General features: G+C 45.3%; 14 protein-coding genes and 1 pseudogene. 10 read left to right on the top strand and 5 right to left on the bottom strand.

What is annotated here, in order from left to right; genetic code table 11:
• Positions 1–5 precede the first annotated feature (5 nt).
• Together GTQ38_RS13255 and GTQ38_RS13250 are read right to left on the bottom strand one after the other, a co-directional pair.
• Entirely contained in the window at positions 6–1,184 is a 1,179-nt protein-coding gene (locus tag GTQ38_RS13255) for a trans-sulfuration enzyme family protein (protein WP_161436028.1), read from the bottom strand.
• Between the two features lie 37 nt (positions 1,185–1,221).
• Positions 1,222–2,631: an MATE family efflux transporter gene (locus GTQ38_RS13250; protein ID WP_161436027.1), complete on the bottom strand. Its 1,410-nt coding sequence runs from the start codon at positions 2,629–2,631 to the stop codon at positions 1,222–1,224.
• Between the two features lie 239 nt (positions 2,632–2,870).
• On the opposite strand from GTQ38_RS13250, the gene GTQ38_RS13245 reads away from it, so the two are divergent.
• Positions 2,871–3,248, top strand: a complete 378-nt coding sequence (locus GTQ38_RS13245; RefSeq protein ID WP_161436026.1) for a hypothetical protein — start codon at positions 2,871–2,873, stop codon at positions 3,246–3,248.
• A gap of 93 nt (positions 3,249–3,341) precedes the next feature.
• Positions 3,342–3,512, top strand: a complete 171-nt coding sequence (locus GTQ38_RS13240; RefSeq protein WP_161436025.1) for a hypothetical protein — start codon at positions 3,342–3,344, stop codon at positions 3,510–3,512.
• 9 nt (positions 3,513–3,521) lie between these two features.
• On the opposite strand, the gene ccsA is transcribed toward GTQ38_RS13240, so the two are convergent.
• Positions 3,522–6,692, bottom strand: a complete 3,171-nt coding sequence (gene ccsA / locus GTQ38_RS13235; protein ID WP_161436024.1) for a cytochrome c biogenesis protein CcsA — start codon at positions 6,690–6,692, stop codon at positions 3,522–3,524.
• Positions 6,693–6,899: 207 nt separating this feature from the next.
• Between ccsA and GTQ38_RS13230 the strand changes: the two genes are divergently transcribed.
• The 8 genes from GTQ38_RS13230 to GTQ38_RS13195 all read left to right on the top strand — a co-directional run bounded on the left by GTQ38_RS13230 (position 6,900) and on the right by GTQ38_RS13195 (position 15,145).
• Positions 6,900–7,280 carry a hypothetical protein gene (locus GTQ38_RS13230; protein WP_161436023.1) on the top strand — a complete coding sequence of 127 codons (381 nt, stop codon included), beginning with the start codon at positions 6,900–6,902 and terminating at the stop codon, positions 7,278–7,280.
• Between the two features lie 40 nt (positions 7,281–7,320).
• Positions 7,321–8,085: a Rossmann-like and DUF2520 domain-containing protein gene (locus tag GTQ38_RS13225; protein WP_161436022.1), complete on the top strand. Its 765-nt coding sequence runs from the start codon at positions 7,321–7,323 to the stop codon at positions 8,083–8,085.
• Positions 8,069–8,596 carry a KdsC family phosphatase gene (locus tag GTQ38_RS13220; protein WP_161436021.1) on the top strand — a complete coding sequence of 176 codons (528 nt, stop codon included), beginning with the start codon at positions 8,069–8,071 and terminating at the stop codon, positions 8,594–8,596. The genes GTQ38_RS13225 and GTQ38_RS13220 overlap by 17 nt, the downstream gene beginning before the upstream one ends.
• Positions 8,597–8,599: 3 nt before the next feature.
• Positions 8,600–9,187 carry a Maf family nucleotide pyrophosphatase gene (locus GTQ38_RS13215; protein ID WP_161436020.1) on the top strand — a complete coding sequence of 196 codons (588 nt, stop codon included), beginning with the start codon at positions 8,600–8,602 and terminating at the stop codon, positions 9,185–9,187.
• Positions 9,188–9,225: 38 nt separating this feature from the next.
• Positions 9,226–10,173 (top strand): septum formation inhibitor Maf, encoded by a 948-nt coding sequence (locus tag GTQ38_RS13210; RefSeq protein WP_161436019.1) that lies wholly within the window; start codon positions 9,226–9,228, stop codon positions 10,171–10,173.
• A gap of 6 nt (positions 10,174–10,179) precedes the next feature.
• A complete protein-coding gene (locus GTQ38_RS13205; RefSeq protein ID WP_161436018.1) occupies positions 10,180–10,725 on the top strand; it encodes a mechanosensitive ion channel domain-containing protein in 546 nt (181 codons plus the stop codon).
• A 77-nt stretch (positions 10,726–10,802) separates the two neighbouring features.
• Positions 10,803–13,334, top strand: coding sequence for a PIG-L family deacetylase (locus tag GTQ38_RS13200; protein WP_161436017.1), 2,532 nt, complete (start codon positions 10,803–10,805; stop codon positions 13,332–13,334).
• 104 nt (positions 13,335–13,438) lie between these two features.
• Positions 13,439–15,145: a sodium:solute symporter gene (locus GTQ38_RS13195; RefSeq protein WP_161436016.1), complete on the top strand. Its 1,707-nt coding sequence runs from the start codon at positions 13,439–13,441 to the stop codon at positions 15,143–15,145.
• A 50-nt stretch (positions 15,146–15,195) separates the two neighbouring features.
• Here GTQ38_RS13195 and GTQ38_RS21005 read toward each other — a convergent pair.
• Together GTQ38_RS21005 and GTQ38_RS13190 are read right to left on the bottom strand one after the other, a co-directional pair.
• Positions 15,196–15,297: pseudogene (locus tag GTQ38_RS21005) on the bottom strand (DUF2911 domain-containing protein); the annotation flags it as partial.
• Between the two features lie 102 nt (positions 15,298–15,399).
• Positions 15,400–17,013, bottom strand: a complete 1,614-nt coding sequence (locus GTQ38_RS13190) for a RagB/SusD family nutrient uptake outer membrane protein (RefSeq protein WP_161436015.1) — start codon at positions 17,011–17,013, stop codon at positions 15,400–15,402.
• Position 17,014 lies beyond the last annotated feature (1 nt).

Below are 17,014 nucleotides of genomic sequence, written 5' to 3'. Positions count from 1 at the left end.
GTTATTTAGGAATGGGCGGTGGAAACCGCTTCTTTTTTAGTTTTTGTCAGGGCCTGATCCATATCCGCGATCAGGTCTTCTATTTCCTCTATTCCCAGGGAGAAACGGATCAATCCGTCTTTAATTCCAAATGCCGCCCGCTCCTCTGCACTTAGAAGGGAATGTGAGGTGAGTGCCGGACTGAGTATGGTGCTTTCCACACCGGCCAGACTCATACTGGGTTTGATTATTTTCAGGGACTTCTGAAAAGATGAGGCGTCCAGCCCCTCCTTCAACTCAAAGGACAGCATCCCACCAAAACCCTTCATTTGTTTTTTGGCCAGTGCATGGCCGGGATGAGAAGGGAGTCCGGGGTAATAAACCGCTTCAACCTCCGGATGCTGCATAAGAGCTTCCGCCATGCGCTGGGCATTCGCGTTCTGTGCTTTAACCCGTATCCCCATGGTCTTCATACTGCGTTCCAATAACCACACGGTGTAGTCGCTAAGGCTTCCTCCCAGGCCCCGGGCCAGTTGAAAGATCCTTTCCATATTTTCTTTGGTGGAAGCTACAGCTCCTGCACATATATCCGAATGACCTCCCATATACTTGGTAGCGCTGTGGATAACCACATCAATGCCGTGGTCAATCGGGTTTTGATTCACCGGGCTCGCGAAAGTGTTGTCAATCATTGAGACAATACCATGCCTTCTGCAAATATCTGAAATAGCCGAAAGGTCGGTAATGGTCAGCAAGGGATTGGAAGGTGTTTCTATATAGATAACCCTGGTATTTGGCTTGATCTTCGCTTCAAAGTCAGACGGTTCCAAACCTGTGGTAAAGGAATAGGAGATCCCGTATTTCTCAAACTGTTCAGAGACGAGATTATGTGTTCCTCCGTAGAGCATATTCTGGAGCACCACATGATCTCCGGCGCGGAGGAAAGCCAACAGCGAAGTGCTGATAGCTGCCATTCCACTCCCGAAGATCAATGCGGACTCCGCATGTTCCAATGCCGCAATTTTACGACTAAGCCCTTCCTGGTTAGGGGTATTGAAATATCTAGGATATCTTTTGAGGTCCACATCTTCAAAAGCATATGAGGTTCCCATATAAAGCGGGGAAACCGAGCCTTTGAATTCCTTATCCTCCAATGCACCCTCATGGGTACAAATTGTATTTAGTCCTTTTTCTTTCTGCTTCATAAGATCGTAGTAATCCGGCTAAAGTTACAAAATAACCTTATACCTGAACCTTTTTCCAGTGCCCTCTTCGGAACCAAAAAATTGCGATCAGGGAGAGCATAACCTCTGCCAGAGTAATGGCCAAAAATACCCCAAGAGCCCCTAGCTCAAAAGTCATTGCTGCCAGGTAGGCAAAGGGTAGCTGAAAGATCCAGAACGCTATAAAATTGATCTTTGTAGGTGTCTTGGTGTCCCCTGCCCCGTTGAAGGCCTGTGAAACCACCATTCCGTAAGCATAGAAAATATATCCTGCGGCGACAACCTGCAAACACAGCCCTCCGTTCTCTACCACGCTTGTCGTGCTATTGAACAAGCCGATGATCTCTTTGGCAAACACCAGGTAAACTATGGAAACCAGCAACATGAAATAGGCATTGTAACGACCGGTTATCCAGACCGATTTCTCTGCCCTGTCCGGTTGCTGAGCTCCGAGGTTCTGACCTACAAGGGTCGCAGCGGCATTGCTCATCCCCCAGGCAGGCATAAAAGTGAACATCATCACTCGGATCGCGATGGTATATCCCGCCAGGACTTCGCTACCGAACTCAGACATCAAGCGCATTAAAAATACCCAACTGGAAGTACCTATCAGGAACTGTGCGATGCCTCCCAGGGAAACCCGGATCAGATTCATCATTACCTTAAATCTGAGAACGATATCATTCAGACCTAATTTAATCCTGCTCCATCCAAAGAACAATATGGCGAGCTGGAATAAAACTGCTGTTCCCCTACCGATATTAGTGGCTATAGCCGCACCGGTTACTCCGAATTCCGGGAAAGGTCCCCAACCGAAGATGAAGAAGGGATCCAGAATGATATTAAGTCCGTTAGACAATACCAGGGTCCACATGGCCATGGAAGCGTCTCCAGCCCCTCTGAATATAGCGTTGATCAGAAATAGCAATAAAATAGTGATATTTCCGCCTATGAGCCATTGTGTATAGCCATAACCTTCTGCTATCAGGTCTGGTTCTCCTCCCATAAGGGCAAGGATCTCCTTGGCGTATAAAAAGCCGATGACTCCAATAATTAAGGCGACTGCAATACCAAGTAAAATGGCCTGCATCGCGGCCTCACGGGCACCTTTGATGTCCTTTTCCCCTATCCTTCGGGCTACCACAGCAGTTGCAGCCATACTGACCCCAATTGCAATGGCATAAACCAGGGTGATCACCGATTCTGTAAGACCAATTGTGGCGACGGCATTGACGCTAACCTGAGATACGTAGGCAATATCTACGATGGCGAATATGGATTCCATCATCATTTCCAGGATCATTGGAATGGAAAGCATAAAAATTGCCTTTCGAATGCTCCCGGTAGTAAACTCGGTTTGTTTCCCGGTTACAGCGGCGATGAAATATTTGAAAATCTTCTTAAAAGAAAGTTTGTTTTGAGATGTCATTGTTATGAAATTATGTTTTTTGGAAGAAGTGAAATGTCATGAAAGTGAATCCAGGCGAAGTGGATTACTTTTTCGGGATTGCTCCTATGACATCTATGGCTGACATAATTTCTATAACTTCATGATGGCGCAAAGATGCAATTTTTTTTAAAGTGGCAAAAGGAATTTAGAAGAATTTAATATTCCGCGGTTCTTTTAGTCCAAAGATTCATTTGGGATAAAAGCCTTAATTTTAGGCTGTGCTGCGTCTTAGACACATATTGAGTATTGTTTTTGGTTTTACACTGCTTTTGGCCTTTTCCACAAGCCCGGCTGGAAGTGATATCCGGTCTAATACCCTGGTTGAGCTCAATACGGAGTGGGTTGCCAGACGTAAACGTTATTCAAGGAATTACAGCGCTTATTCCTATGGGAAGTTTATACGGACCAACTTCTCGTTGTTGCAATATTCATTGTATCAATTCGCAAGTCTGTTAAATCATCACAATATTCTGCAAGCCTGCTGGCTCCCTCCTGCCCAGCAGCGTGAATTTCAGGCAAAAACCAGGAGAGCCCCCTCCTCTTTTCTAAACAGCCATTTACCGGCGTACGGCACGGATCCGGACGACAATCTGTAGGCACAAACCACAGACCGCAGGATATACTTCATATCCTGTCAATCCCTATTCATCAGGTTTTATTCCGGTTTTCCGGAACCAACAGATTTCATCATGCGTATCAAAAAAATCATTCGTCTTTTGGCGGTCATCGCCATGGTCGGCATTGCCAGTGTGGTACCCTTTCCTATTAACTATCGCAGAAAGGATGAATTTCCTAAAGTAAAGATTGAACAACTGGACGAGGAAGAGGAATCCAACGAAGAGGATACCGTCAAATACTAAAAATACAGCCTATTTGGCATAATTAACCCGGTATCTCCACAGACTTATCGCCCCAAGTACCAATACTCCGAAAACAGTATACCAAACAAAGGACGGGGTGATTACCTGCGCCCCGCTGGCATAGCTGTGCAGACCAACCAGATAGAAATTTACCCCAAAATAGGTCATCATAATACTGCCGAAAGCCACAATACTCAGAAAATTGAAGGTCCATCTACCCCGAAGTCCGGGTACTAATCTGGCATGGATCACAAAGGCGTAGATCATTATGGAGATCAGGGCCCAGGTCTCCTTGGGATCCCATCCCCAATAACGTCCCCAGCTTTCATTGGCCCACTGCCCGCCAAGGAAATTCCCTATGGTCAGCATAACCAGACCTACGGTAAGACTTAGTTCATTGATGATGGTAATCTCCTTGAGGTTGATCTCCATCCTCTTCTTGTTTTTCTTGTTGGTGAGAATGATGAGGATCAGTGAAACTACTCCCAGTATCATCCCTACGGTTAAGGGTCCGTAACTCCCAACGATCACAGCTACATGGATCATAAGCCAATAGCTATCCAGAACAGGCACCAGGTTGGCAATGGCGGGATCTACCCAGTTGCCGTGTGCCACAAATAGCAACATGGAAGTTACAAAAGCAGAGGCAGCTATAGTCATTTCACTTTTTCTGCTAAATAGCAATCCCATGCCCATGGTTGCCCAGGATACATAAAGTATGCTCTCATAGGCATCACTCCAGGGTGCATGACCGGAGATGTACCACCGCATAATAAGTCCTGCGGTATGCCAAATGAAGAACAGATAGATCACTCCTTTGAAGAAATAGGTAGCGACCTTCCATATTTCCCTTTCTTTGAAAATGCGGAATATGAGAATAGCGAACATCAACAGTCCGATAAGGGCGTAATACTTATAAAGCCGGTTAAAAATATCCAGTTTGTTGTAGATAACTTCTGCCTTTACCTTAGTTGATTCCGGCAGCACTTCACTACCGTGATTTTTCTGATTCTGATGGAAGGCAGCCAGAAGTTTATCCGCTTCCGTATAATCCCCTCCGGCAATGGCACTCTGAAGCGACATCATATAGTAGGGAACGGCGTTTTTGATGAAATTGGCGTAGAGCGTATCAGCCACCTGGAACTGGCCGGAACGGTATTCCAGGGCGGAGATCCATTTGTTATTTTCGTCATTCAACAATGGGAAAATCTTCATGATCTCACCGCTCAGGGCCCGATCCAAAAGACTTAGTCTGAAATAGGTATCTTTGAAATCTTTCTGAAATTGGTTAGGAGTATTGGTAGCGAAGGCATCCTGCAAATACGGACCTAACTTATTGCGTCCGTTCTCATCGAAAAAATCAGTGGCCTTCACATACTCCTGCCCGTCAGGAACACCTATGATCCTTCTTATGCTGTCATTCTGACCCCGCTTGTCCAGGGCGATGATAGGGGTATTATACCACAAAGCGGGATTGAGCATCATGGACAAGAATACCTGATCCGAATTCAGCTTGCCGTAGGTATTCTTAAAGCTGAGTTTTCGTAGGAGTTCAGAGGAAAAAGTGTTTACAGGTTTCATCCTCCCCCCTTCGTCCTGTACAACGAGTTCCCCGAATTTAGCGGCGTGGTCTTCCGTAACCAGGGTGGTGTTTAGCAGGGAATCCAACTGTTCCGCGGTAGGCGCGTTATTATGCTCGTGATCTTTCGTATTAAGCTGAGCATTGAGGCCCGAAAAAGTTAGCAAGAGCAGTATGGTCGATAAAGCAGCCTTTTTCTTTTTTAGTTTATCCAGGGCTTTGGTAAGATCCCTGAAGCGGGTTTTACCGAAAAACATTATGCCCATCAACCCAAAATAAAGCAGGAAATACCCAATATAGGTGATCCATGTGCCCCAGAAGTCGTGATTTACGGACAAGACCGTACCTCGCTCATCCGGATCAAAACTGGCCTGGAAAAAGCGGTACCCCTGATGGTCAAGGATATGGTTCATATAGATGTCATAGTCGAAGGGCCTGTCGTCTTCCACGGTTATCTTACTCATGAACGAAGCATAACCTTTCTCCGTCCCGGGGTATTTCTCCGCAATGAAATCATTGAGTTTTATACTAAAAGGTAGTTCGTAGACCTTAGATCCATAGGATAGGGCAAATTGAAGTCCGCCAACTTCGAATTTATCCGAAAAATCGGCGCTGCCTTTTCCACCCAATACCTTCTTTTGCACGGTTTCTCCATTTGAGGAAATGTCCAGTACCAAGGCGTCCTGTGTGGCCTCGGTAATCTCTTCTTCAGCAACCTTTACCACCCCGTAATTTCCCTTTACCACAGGTTCCGGAATAACAAATTGCATTCCGCCAATACTGTAAAGGGATCGCAATTGCAGGGTCTGAATGCTGTCTTTTACCAGATCCCCACGAAACTGGTCCGCCATTCGCATGAAATTCCCTTCAAAAGGAGAACGGATCTGATAAGTACTGTCTGTAGAGAATATATTGATGGCTCCGGGAGTATCCTGGTTCAATGCGAAAAGTACATTGTGAATGTTGGCTACCTGACCATTTTCAAGGTAGTGCTCGTGCCGGTTACCATCTCCAGCCTCGACGATTTTCAGAAACTCATTGCCCTGCTCATCAGGAATAAGCCCCCTTTTTGCTCCCCGGATAAAATCCACATAGGAAATGCTAAACTCCTGCCCGTTAAAGTCGGATTTCCAGGGCAGGTTTGTTTTATTCGCTTCCGCAGTCACAATAAGGTCGTCCTCCAAAGTCTTACGTCTCGGATTCCCGTCGATCTCACCCTCCACATAGGCCGTCAGGTAGGTCTTATCAGAATAAAACACCTGTTGTGAACTGCCCTCTCGGATAGGCATCATGCCTTCGTAGCTCAGGTATCTCGTAACAAACGCCCCTATGATTATGAATATCCAGGAAAGGTGTAACACCAATACAGGCCATTTTTCCTTTCGGAGCAGTCTGTAGCGAAAAATATTCCCGATAAAGTTGATGACAAAGAAGGCCATGATAACCTCAAACCACCAGGTATTGTAAATCCAGATCCTTGCCGTTTCTGTACTATACCAGCTTTCGATAAACGTTCCGAATGCCATGGCCGTTGCAAAGACAATGAATAGAACAGCCATTAAACGATTAGAAAATAAGGTCTTCTTGAGGATTTCAGTCATCGTCTCTGCTTACAAAGTAAATTCAGTTTGCAAAAATACTTCATTTACAACTAAAATCTCACTAAATGGGCTTTCTTATTTCCAAAGTTCGCACAGATTTAACGAATGTTTGTGAAAGCTGTAGCCTCTGAATTTACCTGTATTGAAAACCTATTGTTTTCAAAATTTTGCTACCTTAAAGATCGTATTGCTGTGATTAAATCATTTATGAAAAGGAGAGACTTTATTTGGAGGACTTTTGGGATGATTCTCGGACTTGCTGGCTTGCGTGCCTTAGTAGGATGTTCTGATTCGGATGATGGATTGGTAGGACAGGCTATTGGAGGGCCCGGGGCGTCTGTCAATTGCCTTGCTAACGGAACAAGAACCACTATTGAGAGTAACCACGGGCATAGCCTGCTGGTCTCTGTGGATGACATTAAAGCCGGAACGGAAAAATCCTATTCCATTCAAGGTAGCTCCGGCCATAACCATCTGGTTACGCTCAGCGAAGATAACTTTACCTCCTTAAGGGAAAACGGCACCATAGAAGTTAACTCCACAACCAGTGCCGGCCATGACCATTCGATCATTGTCTCCTGTGCCTGATCCCGATTTTTCACCAAATAAATATATGTACTTTTGAGGCATGACAGATATCGTGCTTATTGGTACCGGCAATGTTGCAAGGCATCTATTCCAGGCATTCGAACCTCAACCGGACCTTGACGTTATCCAGGTTTATGGCCGAAGCGCAAAAGGGCTTGACTTTTTTAAGGATAAGACCGAAACAACCTCCGAACTCGAGGCGCTACTTCCGGCTACTGTCTATATCATATGTATCAGCGATGATGCCATTGATAAGATCTCACAGGCACTACCTTTCAGGGACAGGCTTGTGGTACATACTTCGGGCAGTATTCCTATTTCGGCCCTGGCCCCTCATCAGCGCCGCGGTATTTTCTACCCCTTGCAGACCTTTAGCAAAGGAGTAAAAACAGATTTTAAACAAGTTCCGCTTTTTCTTGAAGCTACAGAACAACAGGATCTGAATTTACTGAAATCCATTGGAAGAGCAATATCGGATACAGTGTTCGAAGCGGATTCAGATCAGCGAAAGCAATTACATCTGGCCGCTGTCTTTGTTAACAATTTTCCGAATTATATGTTCCAGATTGCCAAAGAACTACTTGAAGAAAAAAACCTGCCCTTTGAGGTGCTAAAACCCCTTATCAAAGAAACGGCCAACAAGCTGGAAAGCATGTCACCCAATGACGCCCAGACCGGCCCGGCAAGAAGAGGTGATAAAAAAACCCTCGAAACCCATGAGAAAATGCTTAAAGACCCAAAATATTCCGAAATTTACCGGCTGTTAAGTCAATCTATCCAAAAGCATTATGGAATTGAGCTATAAGCAGATCTTAAAGGACATCAACACCTTCGTTTTTGATGTAGATGGGGTATTTACGGATGGTTCCCTCCTGATCACTACCAAGGGCGAATTACTCCGAAAAATGAGCGTAAAAGACGGTTATGCCTTAAAAACTGCCCTTAAAAAAGGATATCGTATTTGCATAATTACCGGGGGGACCAATCAAGGGGTTCGAGACAGGTTAAAAGGCCTTGGAGTTACTGATATTTTCCTCGGGGCCCATCACAAAGAAGAACCTCTGGATGAATACCTTGACATTTACGAAATAGACCCCAAAAATGTTCTTTATATGGGTGATGATCTCCCGGACATTCCGCCTATGAAAAGGGTTGCACTCCCATGTTGCCCGCAGAATGCAGTTCCGGAAGTAAAGGAAATAAGCAAGTACGTTTCACACAAAGTTGGCGGTGACGGATGCGTACGGGATGTGATTGAGCAGGTACTCAAAGTAAGGGGAGACTGGTATGACAATTTTAGTTCCAAGAACGACTGAACAATGATACAGGAACGACTTAAAGGCTCCAGGCTTATACTGGCCTCGGGCTCACCCAGGAGGCACGAATTTTTCAGGCAATTGGGACTGGATTTTGAGGTCCGCGTAAAACCAGTGGAAGAAGTGTTTCCCGAATCATTAAAAGGCCCGGAGATCCCTGTTTACCTGGCAAAGTTAAAGGCCGAAGCCTTAAGGCAGCAATTGACCTCAGACGAGATCCTTATTACATCGGATACTATCGTATGGCATGAAAATACCTGTCTTGGAAAGCCCGTGGACGCCAAGGATGCTGCGGATATGTTGACAAGACTTTCAGGTTCCTGGCATGAGGTGATTTCGGCTATTTGCATTACTACCCGGACGATGCAGGAAACAGTTTACCACAGTACGGAAGTACATTTCATGGACCTGTCCGTTTCGGAAATTGATCACTACATCAAAACCTATAAACCTTATGACAAGGCTGGGGCTTATGGCATCCAGGAATGGATCGGTCTGATAGGCATTGACGAGATACGCGGTTCTTATTTCAATGTCATGGGCATGCCAACTCATTTACTTTATAAAACGTTAATGAAGGTGGCGGTTTAAGCTGATTTTGAGTAACTTTAAATCAAAATTCAGGTATTATGAAAAAAGGAATACGGATTGGTCTTTTGCTGCTTTTGTTTGCCGGTCTTATCATCAGTTTGGAGTCTTGTAAGGACGCATCTAAGGATGTGCCCAAAGAGATCGCATTAAATGAAGAGCCTGCTACCATGGCTCCGGCTAAACCCCTGTCTGAGGAGTTCAAAAAGTACTGGTATGCCGGGGAGGCGGAGATAACTTCTTATAAACTGGAGCAGGCGCGATATGGAGAGATCAGAGATGGACATGCTGTCCTCATTTATGTGACAGAGCCTTTTTTAGCCGATAAGCAGGTAAAAGCAGACCGCAGTTCCCCGGACAATGTACAGGTCTTAAAGCTGAATGCCACAAAAAAATACCTTACAGGCATATATCCCTACTCCATAATGAGCAGTACATTTTATCCGGTAAGCGACAATCAGCATGCGATAAAGCTCTCAACTTCCGTTCAGGAATGGTGCGGGCATGTCTATGCTCAATTGAATAACCGCGATCAGTTTGAGGTGATGTCTCATTCCTATTTTGAAAGTGAGGCGGATCAATTGGTGGAAATGGAGAAGGCCATTCTCGAGAATGAGTTATGGACCAAAATACGTATAGACCCTAAAGGTTTACCTTCTGGAGATATTGAAGTATTACCTTCTCTGGAATATATCCGAGTTGGGCACAAAGGGATACAGGCCTATAAGGCCAATGCCAAACTCACTGAAAATGGGGAGCTGAGTACCTATGAAATCAGCTATCCGGAATTGGAACGCACGTTAAGTATACAATTTAGCACTGAATTTCCGCATACTATAGAAGGCTGGACAGAAACTTTCAAAAGTGGGTTTGGTCCCAAGGCCAAATTACTTACTTCCAGGGCTAGCCGTATGAAAAAGCTAAAAACTCCATACTGGCGACAGAATGGGAACAAAGATCTTATTTTAAGGGATAGCCTCGGTTTATAACAGAGCATGAAAGAGTTTTTACTGAATAACCAAACCGAACTGATCAGCAGCAGTATTGTACTGTTCGTGCTGGTATTGCTCAGATTCATTTTAGGTATAACCATTAGAAGGATCGGTAGGTTTAGCGATCTGAAAGACATCCGTACCAGACTGGTTCTCAAGTATATTTCCATCGGCTTAATGGCGCTCGGCGCAGCAGGGCTTATTTTTATCTGGGGTGTTAACATCCGCGAGATAGGCCTTATTTTTTCGTCGATCTTTGCGGTGATTGGGGTTGCTCTTTTCGCCCAATGGTCTATTTTGAGTAATGTTACTGCCGGGATCATTCTGTTCTTTTCCTTTCCCTTTAAGATAGGGGATCGAATAACGATCATGGATAAGGAGATGGAGGAGCAGGGTCCTTTTCTGATTGAAGACATACGGGCATACCACATCCACTTGCGAAAGGGCAATGGAGAACTAATGACCTACCCTAACAATATGTTGCTGCAAAAAGCGGTTTCCATTGCAAGAGAAACAGCTGATTTGAAAACGGTCCCGGACGAAACTTAAGGTGTTAAAGAAACGGTAAAAAAAGAGGTCAAGCACCTAAACTTCCTATCTTTGATTACCAACAAAACATCCTTATTATGCGGAAAATCTGGGTTTGCTGCATCTGCATCTTACTATCTATACCTATTCTTCAAGCACAAGCTCCAAAAAAAAGATCTTCGGCTGAACTCTACCAGGCACTGCAAAAGCTAAATTTTCTGGGTACAGCGCTATACGTTGCCGCTCATCCCGACGATGAAAATACCAGACTTATCTCCTACCTCTCCAATCACGTAAAAGCGAGAACCGGATACCTTTCTCTTACCCGTGGAGACGGAGGCCAGAACTTAATAGGACCTGAACTTAGAGAATTACTCGGTGTCCTGAGAACGCAGGAACTACTGGCAGCCAGACGTGTTGACGGAGGGGAACAGTTCTTTACCAGGGCCAATGATTTTGGTTACTCCAAACGCCCTGAGGAAACCCTGACCATCTGGGAGAAAGATCTAGTGCTCGGAGACGTAATTCGAATAATGCGCCAATTTAGGCCGGACGTCATCATCAATCGATTTGATCACCGGACTCCTGGAACTACCCACGGGCACCATACGGCATCGGCCATGTTAAGTTTTGAGGCCTTTGACCTTGCCGGTGACGCGGACGCTTACCCGGAACAGCTTTCGGAATCGGAAGTTTGGCAACCCAAAAGACTCTTTTTCAACACTTCCTGGTGGTTTTACGGTAGTCGGGAGAATTTTGAAAAGGCAGATAAGTCCAAAATGTTGTCCATGGACATCGGGGTTTATTATCCCTTACGCGGACTTTCGAACAACGAAATAGCCTCTATGGCCAGTAGCCAACACCTCTGTCAGGGCTTTGGCAGACTAACTACAAGGGGAAGTCAGGAGGAATACATCGAGCTCTTAAAAGGAGACTTACCCAAAGACCCCAACAATCTTTTTGAAGGAATTAATACCAGCTGGTCCCGTGTAAAAGGAGGCAAGGCGGTCGGAGATATACTATACGCGGTTGAAAAGGATTTTGATTTCAGGGATCCCTCACAACATCTACCTCAGTTATTACAGGCTTACGAAAAATTGCAGATGGTGGAAGATTCCCATTGGAGAGAACTAAAATCCAGGGAACTTGAAGATCTGATCGCGGCCGTTAGCGGACTCTATCTCGAAGCTTCGGCGGATTATGCCTATGCCAATCCGGGTCAGGAGATCAAGATTCAAATTGAAGCTTTGAACCGCAGTGAATGGAATATGACCCTGAATTCGGTAAAGATCACTGACAACGCCGAAGGTGGTCAGGGAACTACCCTGGTTTCAAATCAGAAGGCGAATCTTGAGCTAAATCTGGAAATCCCTAAGAATACCTCTTATACCAGTCCCTATTGGCTGGTTGAAAAAGGTAGTCTTGGTATGTATGTCGTGGATGACCCGAAACTAATAGGGAAACCGGAAACCCCTAGGGCATTTTACGCAAGTTTCGATCTAGACATAAACGGGATGCGACTCATATTCAAGCGACCCGTGGTTAGACGGTATTCCAGGCCGGACAAAGGCGAATTGTACAGGCCCTTCGAAATACTTCCCGAAGTAACGGCAAGTTTTACGGATAAGGTCCAGATCTTTGACGAGGGAAAGCCAAGACAGATCGAAGTGACTGTAAAGGCACATAGGGACAACCTAAAAGGTAGCGTTTCCCTTTCACATCCGGATGGTTGGACAGTGGCCGAAAGTGCCATCCCTTTTGAAATTGCCAACAGGGACGAAGAAAAGTCCCTGCTTTTTACCCTTTCCCCTCCGGAGACAGAAAATGAGGGCGAGATCAGACCGGTAATCACTGTTGGGGGCAAACAGTATTCAAAGGCTTTGGTGTCTATTGCTTACGACCATATTCCTACCCAGTCCGTATTGCTTCCATCCACCGCTAAGGTGGTCCGGCTTAACATTCAAAAGGTCGGAGAGCACATAGGGTATATCATGGGAGCCGGAGACAAGGTCCCGGAAAGCCTTGAGCAAATTGGTTTTACCGTACATATGATCGATCCCAACGACATACAACCCGGTAGCCTGGAAAAATACGACGCGGTTGTGGTTGGTATACGGGCTTACAACGTTCTCCCGGAATTAAAATTTAAGCAACAATACTTATTTGACTATGTTTCCAATGGTGGAAACCTGATACTGCAGTATAATACAGCCGGCAGATGGGCTGCCGCCTACGAAGATATTGCGCCTTACCCCTTAAAACTTTCCAAGGACAGGGTCACCGATGAGAATTCCGAGGTGAAGATCATCGCAAAGGATCACGCCCTGGTGAATTTCCCCAATGCCATTAACTCAGAAGACTTTGAAGGCTGGGTTCAGGAAAGGGGACTCTACTTCCCAAATGAATGGGACCCCGCATTCACACCTATACTATCAATGAAAGATGCGAATGAAGCTTCCAAAGAAGGAGCATTACTTGTGGCACCCCATGGAAAAGGTTATTACATCTATACCGGACTCAGTTTTTTCAGAGAGCTTCCAGCCGGAGTTTCAGGAGCTTTCAAAATATTTGCCAATATGATTTCGCTTGGCAAAGAAAAACTGGAGAATGAGAGTGCCATTAAAGGATAATATGGAGCAAAAGATCATTTGGAGAAAAGAGTATACCCTCGTATTGGTGCTCAACACAATTTACATTTTGGCGTTTTACTTTATTATGACATCAAACGCATAATATGGGAGTATTAGATTGGATCGTACTCTCCGGAACCCTGCTTTTCATCGTTGGTTATGGGGTCTGGAAAACTAGAGGCAGCAACGATGTAAATGACTATGTACTGGGTGGGAATAAGGCCCAATGGTGGACCATTGGTCTTTCCGTAATGGCTACTCAGGCCAGTGCCATAACATTTCTTTCAACTCCAGGGCAGGCATTCCATGACGGCATGGGATTCGTTCAATTTTATTTTGGACTGCCCCTCGCGATGATCATCATATGCCTGGTTTTTGTTCCCATATATCACAAGCTAAAAGTATTCACGGCTTACGAGTTCCTTGAAAAGCGTTTCGACCTTAAAACCAGATCTCTTGCGGCCATACTCTTTCTCATTCAGCGCGGGCTTGCCGCAGGGATCACGATCTTTGCTCCTTCCATTATCTTATCCGCGGTCTTGGGATGGGATCTACGGACACTCAACATCATCATTGGAATACTGGTCATTATTTACACTGTATCGGGGGGAACTACTGCGGTGAATGTTACCCAAAAGCAGCAGATGTTCATTATCATGACCGGGATGTTCATCGCTTTCTTTTTCATTTTAGGATACCTACCCGCTGATATCAACTTTAGCAAAGCTCTGAAAGTAGCAGGAGCCAGTGAAAAATTAGGTATCCTGGATTTTGATTTAAGCTGGGACAAGCGATATACCTTCTGGAGCGGTATTTCCGGTGGACTTTTCCTGGCCCTGGCGTATTTTGGAACAGACCAGAGTCAGGTTCAACGTTATCTTTCGGGCAAATCCGTACGGGAGAGTCAGCTGGGGCTGATCTTCAACGGGATCTTTAAGATCCCTATGCAGTTCTTTATTTTGCTGGTTGGAGTGATGGTCTTTGTATTCTATCAGTATAACCCCTCTCCGCTGAACTTCAATCCGGCTGCCACACAGGCTGTGCTGGAATCTGAATACGCCGGGGATTACAGGATACTGGAGGAAGGTCACCGGGAATTGGAGACGGAGAAAAAAATGGCCCAGGACCAGTTCTCAGCTGCCCTGGAACTCCGGGAGTATGCGGCAACTATGGATGCCAAGCAACAGATCCTCAAAATAAACGAAAGAGAAAAAAGTAACCGGGACGCGGCCAAAAAGCTGATTTCCATGGCAGACAGTACCGTTGAAACCAATGATAAGGACTACGTCTTCATCCATTTCGTCTTAAACCATCTCCCACGTGGCCTGGTTGGCTTACTCTTGGCAGTGATCCTTTCAGCGGCCATGTCGTCTACCGCCTCAGAGCTCAATGCCTTGGGAACCATCAGCGCCTTGGATCTCTATAAGCGAAATAAGAAAGAGGTCGCAGACCAGAAGCATTATGTACGTGCCTCCAAGGCCTTTACACTTATGTGGGGAATAATCGCCATTCTGATCGCTTGTGTAGCTAACCTTTTTGACAATCTGATCCAGTTGGTAAATATTATCGGGTCCATATTCTACGGAAACGTGCTGGGAATATTTCTACTGGCTTTCTTTTTTAAGTTCGTTCGGGGAAACGCTGTTTTCGTAGCTGCTCTAATTACCCAGTTCATTGTTATCGTAGGATGGTATTTTGATTGGATGTCCTATCTCTGGCTAAACGCCTTCGGATGCGCCCTGGTAATCCTGCTGTCATTTATGCTGGAAGGATTTGACCGGATGCTGAGAAATCCCAGCCTGAACGCATAAAAAACCCCGGCGGCGCCAGGGTTTTCTATAACTCGTAGTTTGTCAGTATCTTATAAAGCTCCCCATTCTTTAAGGGAATCTTTATTCATCTTAACATAGTCTGCATTAGCTGCGGCTTCAGCAACTTCCATTGATCTCTTCGCAGCTTCCATGGTACGTCCCTATGGCCATGTCCAAAAAAAAGAGACTGCCTTTTGAGACAGTCTCTACTGGACTAATTCAAATAATTTAGAAAAACTTGAACTTACCTTAATTCAGTTCTGGTCGGATTCGCTGATATTTGGATTTGAATCTATCTCCGCCTGCGGAATCTTAAAAACCCAATTGTCGTTAATAGAGGGTCTTTCCTGCATAAAACCATTCTGATAATAGACTTCAGATGCACCTGAACCTGTCAGGTCAATACCCTCGTCCCAGCGAATATGATCGGTATAACTAAAACCTTCTCCGTAAAGCTCCACATACCGTTGGAATTTAATATGTTCCATAAGGTCCGCTTGGGTGGCAAATAGGCTCGAGTCATAAGCACTGTCCCTGGAAGAACCGAATTCTTGAAGAACTTCCTGTGCGCCGCTGATATCCCCCATCATTGTCTTCGCCTCTGCTTCTATCAAATACATCTCGGCTGATCTCATATAAATTACATCATCAGGATCTATGGTACCTGGGTTTTTTTGAAGGAACTTGACATGCATGTAAGGATGGGTATTGTGGGCCGTGGTCATGCCATAAGTAGAAATGACATCGCTCCAGGCCGTCCAAAAATCGTCAGAATTGTCGTAGTTTGGATCGCTCTCATAGCCTCCACCCTGGCCATTCGCTGCGGCGGAGTTGGTGTTTGGTGCCAGAGGTAGAACAGCTTGTTTGCGAAAATCCGTATCGGGAATCTGGTTGTACCGTTCTATGTTAAACAGTTTTGGGTTACCTCTGTTTTGACTACCGTTGAAGGTGGGAGAGATCAGATAGAAATAACTGCGGTAATACGTAGTCTCTGTGTCAATTACATGACCTCCCCAAATAACTTCCGAAAGGTCATAGGTATTAAAGCCCGAAAGCCAGTCCGATTCTTCTAAAAGTGGATAGCCTACACGAGCCTGTTCCGCTGCCTCCGCGGCGGTAGACCAATCTCCTTTGGATAAAGCTATACGCGCCTTGATACCGTATGCGGCATTGATGGAAATGTGGGACTTGTTATCCGGTGCACTGGCATTTCCAAAATACTTAAGGGCCTGATCGATATCTGCCTCCATTTGAGCATAGACTTCTTCTACCGAAGATCTTGGCCCACTTTCAAAGGGGGCTTCTGTAGCCATAATAATTGGTACTCCTGGCGAAGATGAAGGATCGGTAAGCAGGTAACCTTTTGCATAGGCCGTAATCAGGCGGTAATAAGACCAGGCCCTGTAGGCATATGCTTGTCCTAATATATTGCTAAGTTCTTCATCAACAACAGGTTCATCCTCAGCAACCTTATTGATAATAGAGTTAGCACTTGCGATAAAATGATAGCGTTGGTACCACAACTGCTCACAAGAAAGTGAAGTGGCATCGGTATGTGTGGTCCACTGCAGTTCGCCACGCATCCATCCATTGCCGGGGGCCGAATGGATAAGATCTCCAGTAATCACATCGAACATCGGGATAAAATAATGCTCCCCAGCCCTGGAGTTTGAACCACCGGGCAAAGGAGATTGTGCGAACATCTGCCTATGAAGGCCGTTTAAGATCAATTTCATATTTGCTGTGGTCGATAGAGCGTCTGCTGCCGCTATGGATTCAGTAGGTGTAGTTTCCAAAAAGTCTTCGGAGCAACTTGAAATAATAATTGCCATGAACAGCAAGAACAATGATTTATATATTCTTAACATC

Source organism: Poritiphilus flavus (genome assembly GCF_009901585.1).
GTDB classification, from domain to species: domain Bacteria; phylum Bacteroidota; class Bacteroidia; order Flavobacteriales; family Flavobacteriaceae; genus Poritiphilus; species Poritiphilus flavus.
This window is presented reverse-complemented; position numbering and strand designations above follow the sequence as displayed.

What these genes read in the sequence shown, in the direction of transcription:
- GTQ38_RS13255 (WP_161436028.1), bottom strand. Translation starts at nt 1,184, where the DNA reads ATGAAGCAGAAAGAAAAAGGACTAAATACAATTTGTACCCATGAGGGT.
- GTQ38_RS13250 (WP_161436027.1), bottom strand. Translation starts at nt 2,631, where the DNA reads ATGACATCTCAAAACAAACTTTCTTTTAAGAAGATTTTCAAATATTTC.
- GTQ38_RS13240 (WP_161436025.1), top strand. Translation starts at nt 3,342, where the DNA reads ATGCGTATCAAAAAAATCATTCGTCTTTTGGCGGTCATCGCCATGGTC.
- ccsA (WP_161436024.1), bottom strand. Translation starts at nt 6,692, where the DNA reads ATGACTGAAATCCTCAAGAAGACCTTATTTTCTAATCGTTTAATGGCT.
- GTQ38_RS13230 (WP_161436023.1), top strand. Translation starts at nt 6,900, where the DNA reads ATGAAAAGGAGAGACTTTATTTGGAGGACTTTTGGGATGATTCTCGGA.
- GTQ38_RS13225 (WP_161436022.1), top strand. Translation starts at nt 7,321, where the DNA reads ATGACAGATATCGTGCTTATTGGTACCGGCAATGTTGCAAGGCATCTA.
- GTQ38_RS13220 (WP_161436021.1), top strand. Translation starts at nt 8,069, where the DNA reads ATGGAATTGAGCTATAAGCAGATCTTAAAGGACATCAACACCTTCGTT.
- GTQ38_RS13215 (WP_161436020.1), top strand. Translation starts at nt 8,600, where the DNA reads ATGATACAGGAACGACTTAAAGGCTCCAGGCTTATACTGGCCTCGGGC.
- GTQ38_RS13210 (WP_161436019.1), top strand. Translation starts at nt 9,226, where the DNA reads ATGAAAAAAGGAATACGGATTGGTCTTTTGCTGCTTTTGTTTGCCGGT.
- GTQ38_RS13205 (WP_161436018.1), top strand. Translation starts at nt 10,180, where the DNA reads ATGAAAGAGTTTTTACTGAATAACCAAACCGAACTGATCAGCAGCAGT.
- GTQ38_RS13200 (WP_161436017.1), top strand. Translation starts at nt 10,803, where the DNA reads ATGCGGAAAATCTGGGTTTGCTGCATCTGCATCTTACTATCTATACCT.
- GTQ38_RS13195 (WP_161436016.1), top strand. Translation starts at nt 13,439, where the DNA reads ATGGGAGTATTAGATTGGATCGTACTCTCCGGAACCCTGCTTTTCATC.
- GTQ38_RS13190 (WP_161436015.1), bottom strand. Translation starts at nt 17,013, where the DNA reads ATGTTAAGAATATATAAATCATTGTTCTTGCTGTTCATGGCAATTATT.